The sequence below is a fragment of the Kribbella polygonati genome, assembly GCF_050320105.1.
Taxonomy (GTDB): domain Bacteria; phylum Actinomycetota; class Actinomycetes; order Propionibacteriales; family Kribbellaceae; genus Kribbella.
Map to the genome: position 1 here is coordinate 203,006 of NZ_CP190129.1, position 20,084 is coordinate 223,089.

Annotated in this window: 15 protein-coding genes; 9 read left to right on the forward strand and 6 right to left on the reverse strand. The window is 67.9% G+C overall.

Annotated features, from left to right (window positions below):
* Nucleotides 1-56: 56 nt before the first annotated feature.
* Nucleotides 57-1,691 carry a DUF222 domain-containing protein gene (locus ACQHIV_RS00865; RefSeq protein WP_427890666.1) on the forward strand — a complete coding sequence of 545 codons (1,635 nt, stop codon included), beginning with the start codon at nt 57-59 and terminating at the stop codon, nt 1,689-1,691.
* A 1-nt stretch (nt 1,692) separates the two neighbouring features.
* Here ACQHIV_RS00865 and ACQHIV_RS00870 read toward each other — a convergent pair whose 3' ends face one another.
* Complete coding sequence (locus tag ACQHIV_RS00870) at nt 1,693-1,845, reverse strand: hypothetical protein (RefSeq protein WP_427890668.1); 153 nt, start codon at nt 1,843-1,845, stop codon at nt 1,693-1,695.
* Between the two features lie 41 nt (nt 1,846-1,886).
* Between ACQHIV_RS00870 and ACQHIV_RS00875 the strand changes: the two genes are divergently transcribed.
* On the forward strand, nt 1,887-2,729 hold the full coding sequence (locus ACQHIV_RS00875; RefSeq protein ID WP_427890670.1) for an aminoglycoside adenylyltransferase domain-containing protein: 843 nt from the start codon (nt 1,887-1,889) through the stop codon (nt 2,727-2,729).
* Here ACQHIV_RS00875 and ACQHIV_RS00880 read toward each other — a convergent pair.
* Genes ACQHIV_RS00880 through ACQHIV_RS00900 form a run of 5 tightly spaced genes read right to left on the reverse strand, consistent with a single transcriptional unit; the run spans nt 2,710 to nt 10,282 of the window.
* A complete protein-coding gene (locus tag ACQHIV_RS00880) occupies nt 2,710-3,171 on the reverse strand; it encodes an HIT family protein (protein ID WP_427890672.1) in 462 nt (153 codons plus the stop codon). The two genes, ACQHIV_RS00875 and ACQHIV_RS00880, sit on opposite strands and share 20 nt — an antisense overlap.
* Nucleotides 3,172-3,173: 2 nt before the next feature.
* Nucleotides 3,174-5,903, reverse strand: a complete 2,730-nt coding sequence (locus ACQHIV_RS00885) for a glycosyl hydrolase family 95 catalytic domain-containing protein (RefSeq protein WP_427890674.1) — start codon at nt 5,901-5,903, stop codon at nt 3,174-3,176.
* The gene (locus tag ACQHIV_RS00890; protein WP_427890677.1) at nt 5,900-8,323 is read right to left on the reverse strand and encodes a glycosyl hydrolase family 95 catalytic domain-containing protein; all 2,424 of its coding nucleotides are present in this window, start codon (nt 8,321-8,323) and stop codon (nt 5,900-5,902) included. Before ACQHIV_RS00890 ends, ACQHIV_RS00885 begins: the two co-directional genes overlap by 4 nt.
* A complete protein-coding gene (locus ACQHIV_RS00895) occupies nt 8,320-9,168 on the reverse strand; it encodes an amidohydrolase family protein (protein ID WP_427890679.1) in 849 nt (282 codons plus the stop codon). Before ACQHIV_RS00895 ends, ACQHIV_RS00890 begins: the two co-directional genes overlap by 4 nt.
* Entirely contained in the window at nt 9,161-10,282 is a 1,122-nt protein-coding gene (locus tag ACQHIV_RS00900) for an FCD domain-containing protein (protein WP_427890681.1), read from the reverse strand. Before ACQHIV_RS00900 ends, ACQHIV_RS00895 begins: the two co-directional genes overlap by 8 nt.
* A 176-nt stretch (nt 10,283-10,458) precedes the next feature.
* On the opposite strand from ACQHIV_RS00900, the gene ACQHIV_RS00905 reads away from it, so the two are divergent.
* Genes ACQHIV_RS00905 through ACQHIV_RS00935 form a run of 7 tightly spaced genes read left to right on the forward strand, consistent with a single transcriptional unit; the run spans nt 10,459 to nt 19,906 of the window.
* Nucleotides 10,459-11,742, forward strand: a complete 1,284-nt coding sequence (locus ACQHIV_RS00905) for an ABC transporter substrate-binding protein (RefSeq protein WP_427890682.1) — start codon at nt 10,459-10,461, stop codon at nt 11,740-11,742.
* Nucleotides 11,739-12,608 carry a carbohydrate ABC transporter permease gene (locus ACQHIV_RS00910; protein ID WP_427890684.1) on the forward strand — a complete coding sequence of 290 codons (870 nt, stop codon included), beginning with the start codon at nt 11,739-11,741 and terminating at the stop codon, nt 12,606-12,608. The genes ACQHIV_RS00905 and ACQHIV_RS00910 overlap by 4 nt, the downstream gene beginning before the upstream one ends.
* On the forward strand, nt 12,605-13,483 hold the full coding sequence (locus ACQHIV_RS00915) for a carbohydrate ABC transporter permease (protein ID WP_427890686.1): 879 nt from the start codon (nt 12,605-12,607) through the stop codon (nt 13,481-13,483). Before ACQHIV_RS00910 ends, ACQHIV_RS00915 begins: the two co-directional genes overlap by 4 nt.
* Nucleotides 13,480-15,390 (forward strand): hypothetical protein, encoded by a 1,911-nt coding sequence (locus tag ACQHIV_RS00920; protein ID WP_427890687.1) that lies wholly within the window; start codon nt 13,480-13,482, stop codon nt 15,388-15,390. Before ACQHIV_RS00915 ends, ACQHIV_RS00920 begins: the two co-directional genes overlap by 4 nt.
* A gap of 8 nt (nt 15,391-15,398) precedes the next feature.
* Nucleotides 15,399-16,184, forward strand: coding sequence for a hypothetical protein (locus ACQHIV_RS00925; RefSeq protein ID WP_427890689.1), 786 nt, complete (start codon nt 15,399-15,401; stop codon nt 16,182-16,184).
* A 24-nt stretch (nt 16,185-16,208) separates the two neighbouring features.
* Nucleotides 16,209-18,071, forward strand: coding sequence for a right-handed parallel beta-helix repeat-containing protein (locus tag ACQHIV_RS00930; RefSeq protein WP_427890691.1), 1,863 nt, complete (start codon nt 16,209-16,211; stop codon nt 18,069-18,071).
* 5 nt (nt 18,072-18,076) lie between these two features.
* Nucleotides 18,077-19,906: a right-handed parallel beta-helix repeat-containing protein gene (locus ACQHIV_RS00935; RefSeq protein WP_427890693.1), complete on the forward strand. Its 1,830-nt coding sequence runs from the start codon at nt 18,077-18,079 to the stop codon at nt 19,904-19,906.
* Nucleotides 19,907-20,084: the final 178 nt, after the last annotated feature.

A 20,084-nucleotide genomic window follows, 5' to 3' on the forward strand; every position in this document is an offset into this window, starting at 1 on the left:
TTTTGCAGGGGATTCGGCGTTGGAAACTGTCGGAGGCCGTGTCTAGAGTCTTCACCATGGACAAGGCGCCCGAGATCATGACCGAGCAGGAGCTCGTCCATGCCCTCGACCAGAACGCGGCCGACCTCGCCCAGTTGGAGACTCGCCGGTTGCGGCTCCTCGCGGCGCTGGACCAGACCGGGCATGCCGAGCGCGTCGGTGCTCGTGACACGGTCCAGTTCATCGAGTACCGCTACCGCCTCGACCATCACCGCGCCCGTCGCGACGTCGAACTCGCCCGAGCACTGCCCAGGTACGAGGCCGTGACCGCCCAGCTCGACGAGGGCAGGCTGCGTCCCGCCCAGGCCGAAGCCATCGTCCTCGAACTCGAGAGGACACCATCCACAGTCCCCGTGCCCGACCTGGAGTTCGCCGAGCAGCGACTGGCCGGCCTGACGCATCTCCCGCCTGTCCAACTACGCAAGGCAGCCATCCAGGCTCGCGACATCCTCGACACCGACGGCCCCGAACCCGAAGAACAGAAGGCCGCCGCCCGCGAGTCCCTCACCCTCTGCTCGGTCGACCGCGGAGTGAAGCTCAAGGGCTACCTGGCCAACGAGAACGCAGAACTCCTCCGCACCCTGATCATCACCGGCGCCCGTCCCCACAAAGCCATCGACGGTTCCCCCGACCCCCGCCCCCGCGAAAAGCGCCAGGCCGACGCCCTCACCACCGCGCTGACCCTCGCCACCACCACCCTCGACGCAGGCACGCCGTCCCCCACCATCCCCCGCCCAGCAGGCGCCACCGCCAGGAGTGCCGGCACGACACCTCCCGACCCGCGCACCACCACCAGCGCTGCCACCACCAGCGCTGCCACCACCGCGACACCTGACGGCACGACGGCAGACGCTGCGACGGCAGGTCGTACGGCGACTGGCGGCGCGGCTGCAGATGCTGATGCTGCCGCGGATGACGCTGAGGTGGGTGTTGCCACGAATAGCGGTGCCGGGGCGGCTGGTGGTGGGGACGGGAGGCGGGCGGACGTGGTGCCTGGGTTCGGGGCGAAGGCGAACATCACCGTGACCATCGACCTGTACGACCTGCAAGCGGCCACCGCCGAAGCGATTGGTCAGACCGTCTACAGCAACGGTTTGTCCGCCGCCACCATTCGCCGCCTGGCCTGCGACGCCAACGTCATCCCCGTCGTTCTCGGCTCGAAATCCGAACCGCTCGACGTCGGCCGCCGCGAACGCCTCGTCACCAAGGCGATTCGGCGCGCCCTGAACACCCGCGATCGCGGCTGCGTGGTCTGCGCGGCACCACCGGTCATGTGCGACGCGCATCACCTGACTTCCTGGATCGACGGTGGTGCCACGGCTCTGGACAACCTGGTCCTGCTCTGTCGGCGCCACCACTCCGACCTCCACAACGGCCACTGGCACATCACGATGACCAACGACGTCGTACACGTAGCCCGCCCCGCCTGGGCCGACCCTCCGCCCCCAGTTCACCTCCAGCGGCCAACGACAACCCGAGCAGCCACACCGGGGAACGAACCCGTTGTTTCCGGGCCTCCGGTCGTTCCAGCACGCGCGAGCCGGTGGAAGGCCGACGACATGACCCTCGCGGAGGCTGCCCGATTCGCCGTGTGGGGCGACTGCGCGAGCACCGGGTCGGACACCGGACCCCCCTCGTTCGTCACCAGCTGAGCTACCGCGAACCAGTCGACCGGACCTGCGCGTACGTCGTGGGTTCGGTTGTCGTGGACCGGTCGACCGGGAGCTCGCAGTTCCGGATCGCCGCCGCGGCGCCGGTGAAGCCGGGTTTGTTGTCGAGCCCGACGAAGTACCTCGAGCGGGACATGAGCCGCGAACTAATCCGTCCCGGGGAGCGTCGATGGAGTCGTGGCCACCTCAGAAGGCAACGTCCTGCCGGTTCCCGTACAGGACTTGTGTGATCGGTTCCTGCTGCTGGCAGAGCGGGATCTGCCGACCGGCCTGTTGACCGGGCTCTACCTTTGCGGCGGGCTGGCTTTCGGTGAGTGGGCGCCGCGGGAGTCCGACGTCGACTTCGTGGCGACGGTTGCGTGGCGGCCGGACGTGGGTGAGGTGGAGACGTTGCGGCGCCTGCACTCAGAGCTGGCGGGGTACTCGTCGCTGAGGTTCAACGGGCCGTACGTGCCGGCCGAGGATCTCGCGTGCGATCCGCGGACGGTGCCGGTTGCGCCGGAGGTGATTTCCACCGGGGAGCTGATAGTGCATACGTCGCCGTCGTGGATGGTTGCCTGGCACGAGTTGGCGCGGGCCGGGATCACGGTCCGCGGTCCGGAGTTGTCGACGCTGACGGTGTGGACGGATGAGCAGGCGCTGCGGGAGTACACCATGGGGAACCTGGACGCGTACTGGCGCCGCAACGCTGAGGGGCTGGCGCAGGCGACCGTCGCGGACCTTCCTGAGGACGAGCGTGAGCGCGACTATCTGCTCAGCCACTGTGTCCTCGCCTCCACCCGCCTGCACCACCTCCTGGCCACAGGCGAGATGACCGCAAAGTCCCGCGCCGGCCGCTGGGCATTGACCACCTACAACCCGCGCTGGCACCGCGTGCTGCACGAGGGCCTCCGCCTACGCGAAGGCGAAGGCCCTTCCACCTACAACGACGACGCCGACCTCCTGGCCGACGTCCGCGACCACCTGACCCACGTAGTCGAAACCACCACCGGAAAGCCGGTCACCCCGCAAAGTACGTAAGCAGCCGTTGTACGTAGGGCTCACGTTGCTCTGCAGTGGCGGGCTCTGTGAGGTGGCGGGTGTTGTAGAGGTTGTCGTCGGGGTATCTGGGGAAGACGTGGACGTGGTAGTGCCATGCGTCCTGATAACCAGCTGGTTCGTTGTGCTGGCGCGTGGAGATCCCTTGGCACCCGTAGGTGCTGCGGATGGCGATGGCTACCTCGCGGACCACGTCGTGTACGGCGTGGCCGGACTGCGGTGAGAGATCGTAGAGGTTCTCGTGGTGGGCGGTGGGAACCACCAGCACGTGGCCCTGGTTGTTGGGCCACCAGCGGGAGGCTACGAAGGCTAGTGCGTGCTCACGGCGCAGCACGATGTCGTGCTGCGCCGTGAGGCTGTCTTCACCGCCTGCGGCGAGTCGACAGAACGGGCAGTCGTAGCCGTCAGGCGCGTGGTTGAACATGCCTAGCGTGGTACCACAAACGTGACGTAGGTGGAGTTGCCCTTGCCGACGACGCCCGAGTTGGGGCCTAGGGAAAGCTCCCCGGCGGGTACGTCGCGTTTGAAGAGGATCAGGTTCTGGTCGGTGGTGGAGACCGTTTCTGTGGTGCGGGTGTAGTCGGAGAGCCAGGTGGGCCACCAGGCGGTTTCGCCTCGGGGGTCGAAGGCTACGTAGACGGTGGCTGGGCGGGTGAGGGTGAGTTTGAGGTAGTCGGGTGGCGTGGTGGCCTTGGAGTCGTCGTTGGCGCCTTGGATGAGGGCTTGGCCGTTCAGTTCGGGTGCTAGGGCGGTGATGGTGTAGCTGCGGTCGACGTACGTCGGGGCGCCCACCTGCGCCTTCACCAGGTTGTCGAGCTTCTCGGGAGCCTGTACCGACACCAGGTCGCTCTTGAGGGGCGGTTCGCTTCGGGTGATCCCCAGGACTCGGTTGCCTACGGTTTTGACGGCCGTGGCTGGTTGGCCGGTCAGCGGGGCGTAAGCGAATGAGGCGAGCGGGACCGCGGTTCGTTCTACCGTGTACGAGGTGTTGGGGGAGACCGTGAAGGTCACCGTGGAGCCTGCGGTTGTCACCAGAGTGTGGCCGTGGGAGTCGGTCACCCGGATTGATTGGCCAGGCCACGGGTTCTGGAGCTTCAGGGTGTCGTGGCTGCCGGCCTGGATGCCGACGACGTTCGGTACGCCGTCGTGCACCTCGGTGCTGACCCGGTGCCCGCCCTCGATCTGCACGGACCCGGACACGTCCCAGTCGTGCGGCCAGGCAGGAGCAACGCGTACGACACCGTCGTACGACTGCACCAACGCTTCCTGCAGACCGGTGCTGAGCACACCGCCCCACTCGTTGTAGAAGCTGTGGTTGCGGGCTGCTTCCTGCCCGGTGCGGTGCACGGTGAAGCCGTTGGGGTAGATCTGGAAGTCAGCGATGCCCTTCAGCAGCAGGCGCTTCACCTCGTCGGACAGCCCGAGCCGTGCGGCCCACGTACTGTCCATGCCCCAGTCCTTGTCCTGCGGGTACACGCGTTGCCGGTACGTCGCCTGCATCAGCGTGGACGACGCGTCGAACACGCCCCACGGCCAGAGGGCTTCCATCTCCGGGTTCTGGGTGTTGTGCGCGGCCTCGTCGGTGCCCGACCACGCAAGCACCTCCTCACCGCCCCGCTGCACAGTCCGGAACGGCGGCAGCTTGCCAACCGCCTCCCGTAGCTGTGCAGCCAGCGCAGTGTCGCCGTGCGACGTCGCCAGGTCGGCAACCATGGGAAAGACGACCCGCATGGCAGCCAGGTCCGGCACTGGGTCAGTGGTGTCCCACTGAACCTCCAGAGCGTTCACATGCTCCAAGTGCAGGTATCCGTCGGCGCCAGGCGTCAGTGCTGACAGGTAGAACCGCGCCACGTCGCGCATCAGCGGGTAGCTCCGGCTCAGCAACGCCTGGTCGCCGGTGTACCGGTACTGCTCCCAGATGTTGTTCACCAGCTCCGGCCCGCTCGTCAGGATGCGCCGCGTCCAGCTGGGCTCCTGCTTGTTGTCGCAGCCGTCTCCGGTCCCGTCGTACCGCATGAACTCCGGCAGGCAGAGCCCTTCGCCGCCGGTCCAGTGCGTCCGTGTCCACTCGCGCATCAGCTCGGCGCGGTCCAGGTAGAACGTGAAGTACGGCGCGTTGAACTCGGCGATCCCCGCGCCGCGGTTGGCCGCCACGAATTCGCGCAGGTTGAAGTGCCAGTACGAGTCCTGCGCCCAGTCCGCCTGGTCCTCCGCCGAGGAGAACATCCGTACGACGGCCCCGTGCGTACTGGGTACGTCGCCGCGCATCGACGCGGCCATCGTGTACAGCTGCAGCGTCCGCAGGTTCTCGACGTACTCGCCGGTGCCGTCGGACGACGTGATCCGCATCGGTGCGGCCTTCGCCCAGAACGCGTGCCACCAGTCGAGGTGCCGGCTCGGCGTCTCCAGCACGGCCTTGCGGGCCGCCGTACGCAGCTCTCCACCGCGGTACGACGGTACGCCGACTACGAGCCGGTAGCTGCCGTCCGCGTTCGGCCGGAACGTCAGCCGCACCGTCAGCGGATCCACCACAGTCGCCGTGACGCGCTGGGCGTGGGCCGTCAGCGCAGCGACCGCGCCGGTGATGCTGCCGGACGCGGCGTCGTGGAACGTCTCCGCCAACGCTGCCACGCCGCCAAGAGCACTGACCGACGGCGTACGACCCGCCCACAGCTTCAGGTCAGCCGTCTGCGTCTTGGACGGGTCCGCGCCCGTGACCTCCAGCACGAACTGGTCGGCGTCGGCACGCACATACGAGCGCGCAGTCATCCCACCGCCGCGCTGCACGAGCTGACCGTCGTACAGCGCCAACCGCCCGCTGTAGTCGTCGGCACGCATCAAGGATTCCAACCCGGGTACGACGAGCCGCCCGGCCGACTTGAGGTCCGGGAACGTGTCCACGCGGTTCAGCTGAGCGCTGTAGCCCTTCTCGGCCCACACAGCCGCACCCAGTACGCCGTTACCCAAAGGCATCGCTTGGTACGGGCGCCACGCAGGCCCTTCCTGCACGATGTCCGAACGCGACACCAGCCCAGCCGTGTCGCCCTGCAGCGCACCGTCGTGCCACGCGGTCGTCTGCTGCTCTGCTGGAGCACCTGCTGCCGGTAGGCCAGCAGCCAGCAGTGCTACCACCAGGAACGGTAAGGCGATCCTCATGCGCGCACCTCGACCCAGTAATCGACGCCAGGACGCGTACGGAACTCCACAACGCCATCCTCCGGCCGCGCGAACGCCACCGGACCCGCAGACGACTTCACATCCACCAGTACGCCGGTCCGCAGCCGCAGCCGGTTCCCGAGCAACGACCGGATCGTGGCCTTCGACAACTTCCCGTCGGCCCAGGAGAACTCCAGGTCGAACCCGCCCCGCGCGCGCAGACCGCGGACCTTGCCGACGGGGAACGCCGACGGCAGACACGGCAGCAGCGCGACCTCGCCGGAGTGGCTCTGCATGATCATCTCGGTCAGCCCGGACACACCGCCGAAGTTGCCGTCGATCTGGAACGGTGGGTGCAGGTCGAACATGTTCGGCGCCGTCCGCCCTGGCCCGATCAGCTGGGTCAGGTGCTTGTACGCGTTGTCCGCCTCGAGCAGCCGCGCCCGGATGTTCAGTTTCCACGCCAGCGACCAGCCCGCGGTGACAGCCGGACCGCGCAGCTCCAGGAACTTGCGGGCCGCGTCGGCGAATTCCGGCGTCCGGCGCGGAGTGATCTGGTCGCTCGGGAACACCGCCCAGAGGGGTGAGACGTGACGGCTGGTCTCCAGCGCGGCGTCCTCCCAGTCGATCAGCCACTCCTGCAGCTGCCCGAGGTACCCGATCTGAAGCGGCGCCAGCTTGGCACCCGCCTCCGCGGCGGCAGCTGCCATCGCCGGGTCCTCGCCCAGCAGTGCGGCCGCCTGCCCGTACACCTTGAACAGGTCGCGCAGGATCTCCATGTCCATCGTCGGCCCCGCGCACAGGCTCACCCCGTCACCGTCGTAGTCGTGGTGCTTGACCTCGGGGGAGAGTGACGGGCTGGTCACCAGCCAGCCTGTTTTCGCGTCGGTCTGCAACTGGTCGAGGAAGTACTCCACCGAACCGCGCAGCACCGGGTAGTACTTGCGCAGCATCTCCAGGTCGCCGGTGTACTCGTACCGCTCCCAGAACAGCAGGGACAGCCACGCACCACCGGTCGGCCACAGCCCGTAGAACGCGAAGTCCACCACCGCGCTGCCGCGCCAGCCGTCGGTGTTGTGGTGCGCCACCCAGCCGGGAGCGTCGTACATGGTGGCCGCGGTGCGGGCGCCCGACTCCGCCAGCTCGCCGATCATCTGGAACAGCGGGTCCCAGCACTCGGCCAGGTTCGCCGGACCGGCCGGCCAGTAGTTCATCTCGGTGTTGATGTTGATGGTGAACTTCGACTGCCACTCGGGCAGCATCTTGTAGCTCCAGATGCCCTGCAGGTTCGCGGGCTGTCCCGGAGTGCGCGAGCTGGAGATCAGCAGGTAGCGGCCGAACTGGTAGTACAGCGCCGCCAGTTGCGGGTCGCCGCCATTGCGGAAGGCCGTGATCCGCTGGTCGGTCGGGAGCGCGATCGAGGCCGACGTACCGAGGTCGAGGTCCAGGCGGCCGAACAGGCGCTGGTAGTCGTCGACGTGCTCGTGGCGGAGCTTGCCATACGCCGGGCGGCCGATCGCGGTCAGCGGAGCCACCGCGCGAGCGACCTGATCCGCGCCGACATCCTGCCAGTCGCGGTAGCTGGTACCGACCGAGAACAGCAGCGTGACCGCGTCCGCGCCGGCGACCGACAGCTTGCCGTCGGCAACCGTCGTCGTACCGCCCTCGGCGAACGCGCGGAGCAGCGCGGTGAACTTGACCGAACCGGTCAGCCCCTCCGCGTCACCGCTGATCCCGTTGAGCGCCAGCGTCTGGTTGTCGTACGCCGCCGGCGTGGCCGCCTGCTCGGTGCTGTACGTCGCGTCGAACGTGAGCGCGGCGCGTTCGCTCGCGGTCAGCCGCATCACCAGGACCTGCGCCGGGTGGCTGACGAACACCTCGCGGGTGTACCGCACCCCGGCGTGCTCGTAGCCGACCGAGGTGATCGCGGTGGTCAGGTCGAGTCCCCGCCGGTACGCCGAGACGGCGGCGGCGTCGATTCCCGGGAAAGCGAGGTTCAGGTAGCCGACCGGCTGGTACTGCATCTCCTCGCTCGGGCGGCCCATGAAGTGCGCGTCGGCGAGGTTCTGCGCGTCGAGGTACTGCTCGTCGGCGATCAGCCGGCGGATCTCCGGGAGGACCTCCTTGCCGCCCGGAGCGGCGTAGTCGTGTGGGCCGCCGGCCCAGATCGAGTCCTCGTTCAGCTGCAGCTGCTCGGTGGCGGTCCCGCCGTACACCATCGCGCCGAGCCGGCCGTTGCCGATGGCAAGCGCCTGGAGCCATTCGGTGGCGGGGGAGGTGTACCAGAGTTCGAGCGGATTGGTGTCGCTGCCCGGTGGTGGGGCGGCGACAGCGGTTTCGGTCAGCGAGCCGGCGACGATCGCGGCGCCGGCCGCGGCACCGGTGGTGCGGAGCACCTGGCGTCGGGTGTATTCGGTCATGGGGCGGTCTCCCTGGGGCGGTAGATGCGCTGGGCGGTACCACGGAGCACGTCGTTGTGCGTGGCGGGTGGCAGGAGAGCGGTGGTACGTCGGAGTACGCCGGCGCGGGAGCCGGCCAGCGTGCACACCGGCCAGTCGGAGCCGAACATCAGCCGTTCACTGCCGAAGAGTTCGAGGGCGACGTCGACCAGTGCGCGCAGGTCGTCGGTCGCGAGGTGGGCGGTGCCGGAGAGCTTGATCGTGACGTTGGGGTGCTCGGCGAGGGCCTGCATCCCGGCGCACCACCGCGGGGTTGCGGTCGTCGGGTTGCCGAGGTGGTCGAGCACGAGCCGCGCCTCCGGCACGAGACCTGCGAGCCGGGCGGCGCCGATCAGGGCGGAAGGACGGAGGAGCAGGTCGACGGCGAGTCCGGCATCGGCGGCGGCTCGCACACCCCGCACGTGCGCGGGGTCGGTCAGCAGGTCAGGGTCGGTCTGGTCCACCGGCGGGCTGCGCACACCCACCAGCAGCGGGTCGTCCGGCAACCGGTCGGGGAAGTCGAGCAGGTCGAACCACCCGACCACCCCGACGACAGCGGGGTTCTGCCGAGCTGTCGCGAGCAGATCCGCGACCTCGTCCGGGTCGGCATCAGCCTGCACCAGCACAAGCTCCTCGGGCTCCGCCAGTTCAGGGGTTAGCTCCTGAGATGGCGAGGTGGTGGGTGAGGGAGTGGGCGCGGGGGCGAACGAGGTGGTGAGGGCGGGGAAGTGTGTGAGGGTGTGGTTGCGGCGGAGGGGATGCTGTGGTGGGAGCCAGGGGAGGGTGCGGCGGGAGAGGTCCCACACATGCACGTGGGCGTCAATCATGGTGGCCGGCCGGTCTGGTGATGGAGCTTTCGCCGCGGGCGTGGGCGGCGAACAGGCGGGCGGAGTCTTCGGGGTCGGTGCCGGCGAGGACTTCGATCAGGTCGACGTGGCGGCGGGCCATCAGGCCCCAGTCGCCGGCGTACATGGCGTTCGAGACCACCTGGAGGCTCCACAGGGCGGGCTCCAGCGTGCGCCAGACGCGGAGCAGCATCGAGTTGCCGCTGGTCGCCAGCACCTGGCGGTGGAAGCGCAGGTCCGCCTCGCGGAACGCGCCGATGTCGTGGTGGTCGGCCGCCTCGCTCATCCGCTGGACCTCGATCCGGAGCAGGTCCAGCTCCTCCGGCGGTACGTGCCCGGTGGCCCGGCGCGCCGCCGCGGACTCGAGCAGCACGCGGACCTCGCGCGCCTCCCGTGCCTCGACCTGCGAGATCTCCGTGACGAAGTTCCCCAGCCGCGGCCGGTACGTGACCAGTCCCTCGTGCGCGAGGCGCCGTACGGCCTCCCGGGCCGGGGTCTGGCTCGTGCCGAGCACCCGCGCGATCTCGGACTCGACCACCCGCATCCCGGGGGCCAGCTCGCCGGACAGTATCCAGCCGCGGATCGCCTCGTAGACCCGGTCCGACAGCAGCTCCGGATCGCTCGCGAACGGCGGCGCCGCCGGGCCGGACCCGACCACGATCCCGGACCGGAAGTGCTGCGCCTCCTCCCGGCGCCGGCGGGCGACCGTCGACTGGGAGACGCCGTACGCCGCCGCGAGCTCGCGGGTCGACGCGCGCTGTCCGGAATCGGCCATCGATCCGCTGGCCCCTGAAGGCGATATGGCACCCAGCTGGACCCGGTCGACCATCCGCGGCCGGCCGCTGCGCATCCCGTCGTCGAGCCCGGCCATCCCCATCCGGAGGAACCGCCGGCGCCATTTGCCGACCGTCCCGGGGGTGACCTCGAGCAGGTCCGCGACGGCCTTGTTCGAGCGGCCCTCGGCGCTGGCCAGCACGATCCGCGCCCGCAGGCGCATCGCGGCGCTGGTCCGCGGGGCCGCGGCGAGCTGGCTGAGCGCGGTCCGCTCGGCCACCGACAAGGTCAGCGGCGACTTCGGTCTTCCGGCATCGGGCATGGCTGCATCGTGACCCCGGCCACAGGGTTCTGCCAACCCCTTATGGCACGGACTTCTGACTCGGAACGTCCACTTTGCTGCGTAAACGTTGACACTTGGCCGCCATGCTCTGCATCGTCACTCGATAACGACGCCCGGCCGCCCCCGACGCCGGGATGCTCCGAGAGGATCTGGAAATGGCTCGTACGGTTCGCCGCAAAGCAGGGCGCCAGCTCGGCCTGCTGACATCTGCCGCGCTGCTCCTGGTGAGTGCGGCCGGCTGTGGTGGTGGCTTCAGCGACAACAAGGGTGCTGCTGGTGGCAGCACCGGCGAAGTGCGCATGCTGGTCAACATCACGCCCAACCTCACCAAGAGCTACTGGGAGGGCCTGGTCAAGCCGTTCGAGGACGCGAACCCAGGCGTCGACGTCAAGATCGAGGCCCCGAGCGGCTCAGGAGTGAAGGACACGCTGCCGCAGTTGCTCGCGGCCGGCAATGCCCCGGACGTCGTCGAGACCCTGATGGCCGACAAGGTCCTGGCGCCGCAGATGCTGGACCTGACCGACGAGGCGTGGACCAAGGACACCCCGTTGGCCGACCAGGCGAAGCTGGACGGCAAGGTCTACACGGTTGGCGTCGGGCAGCAGGCGCAGTCGCTGGTGTTCTACAACAAGGACGCCTTCGCGAAGGCCGGCATCGCCGAACCGCCGAAGGACCTGGACGAGCTGACCGCCGACATGGGCAAGCTCAAGGCCGCGGGGTACCTGCCGCTGCAGACCGCGGGCGACTACGTGACCGGCCTGCAGTTGCTGCAGCTCGCCGACCCGTCGATCGCCACGAAGTACCCGGACTGGTTCCAGCAGGTCAACTCGAAGCAGGTGAAGCTCGGCGACACCCTGCTGCCGTTGCTGGACCGCTACCAGTCCTGGATCAAGAACGGGTACGTCGACAAGAACGCGCTCGGTCTGAAGGACGTCGGCGCGCAGACCAACTTCCTGTCCGGCAAGGCCGGGATGTACATCATGGGCAGCTGGTTCGTCCGTACGGCGGACGACGCGAAGCCGAAGTTCGACCTCGGCGTGTTCGCGGCGCCGACCGAGAAGGGGCAGCCGTCGCCCGGCCCGCAGGGTGTCACGATGGCAGCGCCGTACATGGTGCTGAAGTCGACCAAGCAGCGTGACCTGGCGGTGAAGCTGGTGCAGTTCCTGGTCACCGACAAAACCGCGGTGCAGAGCCAGTTGTCGCAGGACGGCAACTTCCGCAAGGGCTACACCGAGAAGCTGTCGCCGCTCGGCAAGCAGGTGCAGGACATCCTCGACCAGGCGCCGAAGGGCGTCGCTCAGGGCGAGGGGTACGGCGCCAACACGCTGCCGTCGGGCTTCAACGGCGAGTGGAACAAGGCCGTCCAGAGTCTCTACACGGGGAAGAGTGCCAAGGACGTCGCGACCCGCATGGATAGCTGGTTGGGCTCGAAGTCGTGAGAGCCCGTCTGACCACGCTCAGTATGGTCGGCCCGGCGCTGGTGCTGTTCGTCGTCATGCTGGTGGTCCCGGTTGGTCTCTCGATCTACCTGAGTCTGACCGACTGGGACGGGTACAGCGCGAACCCTGCGTTCATCGGCCTCAAGAACTACGTGAATCTGACGCACAGCGCGGAAGCGATCAGGGCCGGCTGGGTGACCTTGTTGATCGCTGCCGTCGGCACTGTCCTGCTGAGCGTGCTAGGGCTCGGTTTCGCGCTGTTGGTGAACGGTGCGTCCCGACTGAACGCGTTCTTCCGGATCGTGCTGTTCTACCCGCACGTGCTCAGCGCACTGGTCGTCGGCTTCCTGTGGAGCGCGGTCCTTGGTACGTCGGGTGTCGTCAACGGCTGGCTGACGTCCAAGGGGTCCGCCGTACTGCCGTTCCTCTCTGATCCGAAGTGGGCGCTGGCGAGTCTGATCGCCGTACTGGTGTGGGCCGGCTTCGGGGTGAATGTCGTGCTCTATCTGGCCGGGCTGCAGACGGTGTCGAAGGACCTGCTCGAGGCAGCACGGATCGACGGCGCTACCAAGAGCCAGACCTTCTTCAACGTCACGCTTCCTGCGCTGGCGCCGGTTGTGACGGTGAACCTGGTCCTGTCGCTGGTGACACTGCTCAAGACGTACGACCTGGTGGTGTCGCTGACCGGTGGCGGTCCGGCCGGGTCCACGCAGACGGCGGCGTACCTGATCCTGTGGGACTCGTTCCACAACAACGCGCTCGGCTTCGGCTCGGCGCAGAGCGTCGTACTGATGGTGATCACGGCCGGGCTTGCGCTGACGGTGGCGCGGCTCCGGGCGCGTGCTGACCAGGGGGTGGCCGGATGAGTGCTCTACGGATGCCCAGGGTGGTCACGATGCAGCTGAAACCGCTGCGGTCCAAGGGCTGGGGGCGGATCGCGTTCCTGGTGCCGACCAGCGTGCTGATGCTGGTGCCGATGTACCTGCTGGTGGTGAGCGCGTTCAAGTCGCAGCAGGACATCCTGGCGCACCCGTTCTCGCTGTCGCCGGACCAGCTGACCACGCAGTACCTGAAGAAGGCCGCGACGAACCCGGACTTCAACATCGTCAAGGGGTACGCCGTCACGATCCTGTTCGTGGTGTCGGTCAACGTGCTGTCCGTGGCGCTGGCCGGCCCGGTGTCGTACGTGATCGCGCGCCGCGGCGAGAAGCGGTACCGGATGCTCCTGCTGCTGTTCGTGGCCGGGACGTTCATCCCCAGCCAGGTGCTGGTGATCCCGGTCGTCTACACGCTGAAGTTCCTCGGGCTGATGGGCACGATCCCCGGGTTCGTGCTGTTCGAGACCACGCTGACGCTGCCGTTCTCGATCTTCCTGTACGCCGGGTACATCATGACCGTCCCGGCCAGCCTGGACGAGGCGGCCGCGGTCGACGGGGCCGGCAAGCACCGGGTGTTCTGGTCGATCGTGTTCCCGCTGATGAAGCCGGCCGTGGTGACGATGGTCATCCTGAACACGTTCTCGGTCTGGAACGACTTCGTGAACCCGCAGATCATCCTCGGCCCGGGCAGCGGCCTCTACACCGTGACGACCGGCGTGTACGCCGCGGTGAGCCAGTACTCCACCGACTACACGGTGGTGTTCCCGACGCTGCTGCTCGCAGTGGCTCCGTTGCTGGTGGTCTTCGTGCTGCTGCAGCGGCACGTGATCAGCGGCCTGACCGCGGGAGCGACCAAGGGATGACCCAACAGATCATTGCCGAGACGCCCGTCGGCGTACCGCCCGCGTGGGCGATCATGCAGCGCCGGCTGTTCGACGTGATGGACGAGGGCTGGTGGCTGTTCCGGGAGCGGTACTGCCGGCCCGACGGTGGGCTGCGGTACGCCGGCCCGATGCAGAGCCGGGACGGCGCCGACGACTTCTACGAGGCGTTCGTGAACTGGCCGGTGCTGTACCAGCTGGGCGGCGCCGACGACCTGATCGACGTGTCGAAGTGGCACTGGGAAGGTGTCACCCGGCAGCTCACCGACCTGGGGTTCCTGGTCGACGAGTTCGAGCGCGGGTACGACTGGTTCCACCTCGGCGAGTCGATGATCTTCTTCTACTCGCTGTGCGCGGCCGACCCGGCCGACGAGGTGTTCCGCGAGCGCGCGTACCGGTTCGCGGAGCTGTACCTTCCCGGCTCGTCCAACTACGACCCGAAGACCCGGACGATCCGTGCCCCGCACAACGGCGCGGGCGGTCCGCGCTGGGGCATCAACGACGAGTGGCACGTGTACGGCGCGAACCAGCCGAAGATGTCGCTGTTCGGGCTGCCGTTGTCCGGCGTACCGGGCATCGACAGCTGGGACGACCTGAAGGACCCGGCGAACGCGGAGCTGATGGGCGCGGAGATGATCCGCCGACTCGGTGCTGGTGACACCGCGGTCAACCTGGCCGCCACGACGCTGACCGCGAACGCCTGGCTGTACGACCACAGCGACCGCTTCTCGGCGTGGACCCTGGAGTACCTGGACGCGTGGGAGGAGCGGGCCAAGGCGAACGGCGGCCTGCTGCCCGACAATGTCGGCCCGAACGGCATCGTCGGCGAGCTGCACGACGGACGCTGGTACGGCGGCACCTACGGCTGGAACTGGCCGCACGGCGTCTACAGCGTCGGCTCGGCCGCCTGCGTCGCGGCGCTCAACGGCGTCGTACTCACGGGCGACCCGAAGCGGCTGGACTTCGCCCGGGAGCTGCTCGACCACCTGTACGAGCGGGGCGTCAACGGTGCTGTTGACGACACCGAGATGAGCATCCGCGACCGGTGGGAGGCAGAGCTCGGTGAGGACTGCGCCAACCCCACCCTGCTGATCCCGAACCGGCACGGCGACGACGGCTGGTTCGACTACCAGCCGCCGCAGCTAGGACTGCCCATGTGGTTGTGGCAGGCCGCCTTTGACAGCCCGGACCGCGCTCGGCTCACCAAGCTCCGGGAGCGCAGCGGGTACGACTGGCGGACGGTCCGGGACTTCCGTAACAAGGAAGACGCCGGCCACGAGGCGCCGTGGCTCGCCTACCTGGCAGGGGACAACCCTGGCTACCCGGAGGCGATGCTGGGCGTGGCCCTGTCGCAGGTGCAACGCCGGATGGACCTGATGGCTGTGGACACCGTCGACCCGGCCGACCTGAACATCCACCACTGGCAACGGCACAACCCAGTAGCCACCGAGGCCCTGCTCCAACTGACTACCGGTACGCCGCAACTGCTCTACAACGGGGGCCTGCTCCCTCTGCGTGTCCTGTACCTCGACGCGGACCGCGGACGCCCCGGGCTACCGCCCGACGTGGCCGCACTGGTCGACACGGTCGAACCCGACCGGACAGGCCTGCAGCTGGTGAACCTGTCGGCAACGCAGACCCGGCGGGTCGTCGTACAGGCCGGGAGCTTCGGCACCGACCGGATCGACGAGGCGACGGTGTCCACGGCGACCGGGGAGTACCCAGGTCCGTCACCGGCCTACACGTCGACCCCGCCGGCGCCCGGCACCCGCACGGTCGTTGTCGGCGGCAACAGACTCGAAGTGACGATGCCGCCCGGCCGGACCGTCCGGCTGGACCTGCGGCTGACCAGAAACAGCTATCGCGCCGCACATCTGGCGCTTGACTGAGGAGATATATGAGCACGGAACAAGCCCCGGTGACGCCGGTCTGGGATCTGCCGGTGCGCGGCGAGAACCCGCCGCCATCGGACCCGGACCTGGTGTCGCGGCTGTCCGAGATCGGGTCGGCCACCGCCTGTGCCCGGTTGCACAACCAGGGCATCCGCCGGACCTTCGTCGACGGTCCGACCAGCATGTTCCCCGGCAAGAAGGTGGTCGGCCGCGCGCTGACCCTGCAGTTCATGCCGCAACGTGAAGACATCGCCGACGGGCAGACCCAGGAGTACATCGAGCGCAGTACGGCGCTGTGGGCCGTGCTCGACGAGGTCCAGCCCGGCGACGTCCTGGTGGTCCAGGCCTACGGCAGCCACACCACCGGCTGCTTCGGGGACATGCTGGTCCGCTACTTCAAGCTCCGCGGCGGCGCCGGCATCGTCGTCGACGGCCGGATCCGCGACGTCCCCCGGGTGTCGCAGCTCGACGTACCGATCTGGTCGACCGGCGCCACCCCCCACTACGCGTCCCAGTCCGAGCTGTTCCCGTGGGCGTACAACGTCCCGGTCGCGGTCGGCGGCGTCCTGACGCTGCCCGGGGACCTGGTGCTCGCCGACGACGACGGTGCGGTCGTCGTACCCCGCCGGCGTGCGGAGGCCGTCGTCGAGGCGGCGGCCGCGCACGACGAGTGGGAGAAGTTCAGCCGGCGCCGGATCGACGAAGGCGCCCCACTACGTGACTACTACCCCCTGACCGAGAAGACCCGGCTCGAGTACGAGCGCTGGCGATCCGAGAACGGTCACCACTGACCTCCTGAGAGGACCCCGCCCAACATGTCCAAGAAGACCAGGCGTACGGCGTTCAGCGCCGTCGCCGGGGTGGTCGCTGCTGCCCTGGTGACGGTAGCGGCCGTCCAGTTGAACGTCCAGCCCGCAGGTGCCGTCGACTGCAAGACCTTCTGGGTCTCGCCGAACGGTGACGACGCCGCCAAGGGAACCACCGAGGACCACGCGTGGAAGACGGTCACCCGGGCTCGTGACGAGATCCGGAACAAGCACCTCAACGACCGGATGAACTGCGACATCACGGTCAACCTGAAGGCCGGCGAGTACCCGGTCAGCTCCAGCATCGACTTCGACCAGCAGGACTCCGGCAACAACGGCCACCGGGTCATCTACCGCAGCGTCGACGGCCCGGGCAAGGCGAACCTCGAAGGCGCCGAGGAGCTCACCGGGTGGACGCCGTACAAGGACGGCATCTACAAGACCAGCTTCGACAAGACCAAGCCGTTCTACACGCTGTTCGAGGACGGCAAGCGTGCCACCAACGCCCGCTACCCGAACCGCGCGACCGACGACACGTGGGCGCCGTACCTGACGTCGATCCTCTACCAAGAGGACAAGATGGACGTCCACAACTGGCTGTGGGGCAAGCCGGGCGACTGGGACCCCAGCTGGGACATGAGCCAGGCGTCCGTGACCATCTGGTCCGGTGGTTCCTGGTCGTGGTTCACCGACACGATCCCGCTGCTCGACACGAACTTCAAGAAGACCCAGACAACGCTGAAGTACTTCACCCGCTTCGCCATGGTGAACAGCCGCGGCGGATCGCGCTACTACTTCCAGAACTCGCTGAGCTTCCTTGACCAACCGGGCGAGTACTACGTCGACTTCAAGGGCGGCGAGGTCTACTACAAGCCGCGGGCCGGGACCATGGACGGCGTCAAGGTGATGCGGCCGACAGTGAAGACAGTGTTGAGCCTGGCCGGCAAGTCGCCGCAGGACCGGCTGCACGACGTCACGTTCGACGGGCTGGGCGTGCAGTACTCCGACTTCGTCAGCTGGTACCGGGTCGGCTGGAACGCGCCGGGTGACTCCGGCGTCGAGCACAAGTACCCGGAGTACGACCGGCAGATCGAGCTGCCCCGCGACCAGTTCGGCGCGATCACGCTGACCAACACCAGCAACATCGACCTGAGCCGGATGCACATCTCCGACACCGGATACACCGCCGTCTTCATGCTGTACGCCAACGACCACACCCGGATCACCGACAGCCTGCTGGAGAACATCGGCAACGACGGGATCAAGGTCGAGGGCGGCTGGCCGGGCGAAGGCGACCTGACCAACCACCACACGTTCTCGAACCTGTTCATCGACCACATCGGTGAGCTGGTGCCGGGCGACGCGGCCGGCATCGAGCTGATGGACACCGGCCACAACACGGTGACCAACGTCGAGGTCAAGCACAGCGCCCGGTACGGCATCAGCCTGGAGTCGCGGCCCGAGGTGCAGGACCCGGACCAGTACGAGAGCGGCAACACGTTCAAGTACATCAAGCTGGAAGAGATGGGCCTGGACAGCGGCGACATGGGCGCGTTCTACACGTACGGTGTCGACAACCAGGAGCCGCACCCGATCCAGAACACCGTCGACCAGATGGTGATCGGCGACGTGATCCCGGACCCGTCGATGCCGGACGCGGGCGGCACCCGCGGCGTGCACATGGACGCCGGCGGCTGCGGGTTCGCGATCAGCAACGTCCAGGTCGGCAAGGTGACCGACCAGAAGTACCAGTCGTACAAGTGCAACACGGTCAGCAACGTGGACTGGGAGAACGGCTTCGACACCTCGAAGATGGAGTACGACAAGATCGGCGTACTGCCCACCTTCCCGTACGACGTGGCCGGGCGGTGAGCCGGGTGAAACTTCTCGTCGGTGTGGTGATCGGTACTGCGCTTGCCGTAGCTGTCGGAGGTTCTGCGGTGGGGACGGCGCCGCCGGCCCAGGACTGTGGTGCCTACTGGGTGTCGCCCAGCGGGAGCGACTCCGGACCCGGGTCGGAGCGGAAGCCTTGGCGATCCGTCGAGCATGCTCGGGATGCGCTACGGGTCCACGGGCGCACGGCCGGATGTACGCCGGTCGTGAACCTCAAGGCCGGGACGTACCAGGTCGGTAAGACGATCACGTTCGACGACCGGGACTCCAACGTGACGTACCGCAGCGTGGACGGCCCGGGCAAGGCAGTCTTCGAGGCGGGGCGGGAGGTGACGGGCTGGACGCCGTACAAGGACGGCATCTTCAAGGCGCCAGTGGACATCAGCCAGCCGTTCTACAGCCTGTACGCCGAGGGCAAGCGTGCGACGACCGCCCGGTACCCGAACCGGGAGTCCGACGACAAGTGGGCGCCGTACCTGAAGTCGATCCTGTTCGACCCGACCAAGGAGGCGGTGCACGACCAGCTCGGGTTCAACACCGGCGACATCGACCCGTCCTGGGACCTGCGGCTCGGGACCGACTGGCCGGCGCAGGTGACGGTCTGGTCGGGCGGCTCCTGGTCGTGGTTCACCGACACGATCCCGATGCTCGACATCAACTTCACGAAGAAGCGGACCACGCTGGTGTATCCGGCGCGGTACGGCTTCATCAACTCCGGCGGCGGGTCGCGGTACTACGTGCAGAACTCGCTGAGCCTGCTCGACCAGGCCGGCGAGTACTACCTGGACTACCCGGCCAAAACCCTGTACTACAAGCCGTCCGGCGGCACCATGGACGGCGTCAAGGTGTTCCGGCCGACGCAGACCGAGGTGTTCTCGATCGCCGGCGCGTCGGCGAACCGGCGGGTGGAGAACCTGACGCTCGACGGGCTGACGATCCAGCACACCGACTTCATGGAGTGGTACCGGTACGGCTGGAACGGGACCGGAGACTCCGGCGTGAAGCACAAGTACCCGAAGTACGACACGCAGATCGAGATGCCGCGGAACCAGTGGGGTGCGATCACGCTCACCAACACCCGCGGCGTGACGCTGACCAGGCTGCATCTGCAGCAGACCGGATTCACCGGGATCGAGCTGCTGTTCGCGAACGAGAAGGCGACGGTGTCCGACAGCCTGCTCGAACACATCGGCAACGACGGCATCAAGGTCGAGGGCGGGTACCCGGGCGAGGGCGACCTGGCGCACGACAACACGTTCACCGACAACTACATCCACCACATCGGTGAGCTGGTGCCGGGCGACTCGGCCGGTGTCGAGATCATGGACAGCGGGCGCAACCTGATCAGTCACACCGTCGTCGAGCACGGCGCGCGGTACGGCATCAGCATCGAGTCCCGGCCGGAGATCCCGAACGCGGACAACTACACCGGCGGGAACACGGTCAAGTACGTCCGGCTGTCGCATCTCGCGCAGGACAGCGGGGACACCGGTCCGTTCTACGCGTACGGGGTGCGGAACCAGCCGCCGTACACGCCGGAGGCATCCGTGTCGCAGCTGATCATCGACGACGCGAACGCCGACCCGTCGATGCCGGACGCGAAGCCGTACGGCGTGCACATGGACTTCGGCGGGTGCGGGTTCGCGTTCTCCGACATCAAGGTGACGAACACCGAGAGCGACCCCTACCACGGCCCGTCCGCCGGCCCGTGCGACACGTTCTCGAACGTCAGCTGGGAGAGCGGCTTCGACGACTCCAAGCTGCAGTACGACCAGATCGGCGTACTGCCGTCCTTCCCCTACGAGAAGCCCTGAGGTAAGGCGGCGGCTCGGGGACCGGTTTGCGGTCGACACTCCGGCCGGAGCTGCGTGACTCACCAAGAAGCGACACAGTCGGACACAAGGGGTAGGGAAAGCGTTCTCCGTCCGTGGGGGGATCGACCCTGGGAGTGTCGCGTGGCTCAAACAGACCGAATCCCCAGCCGACCGACCG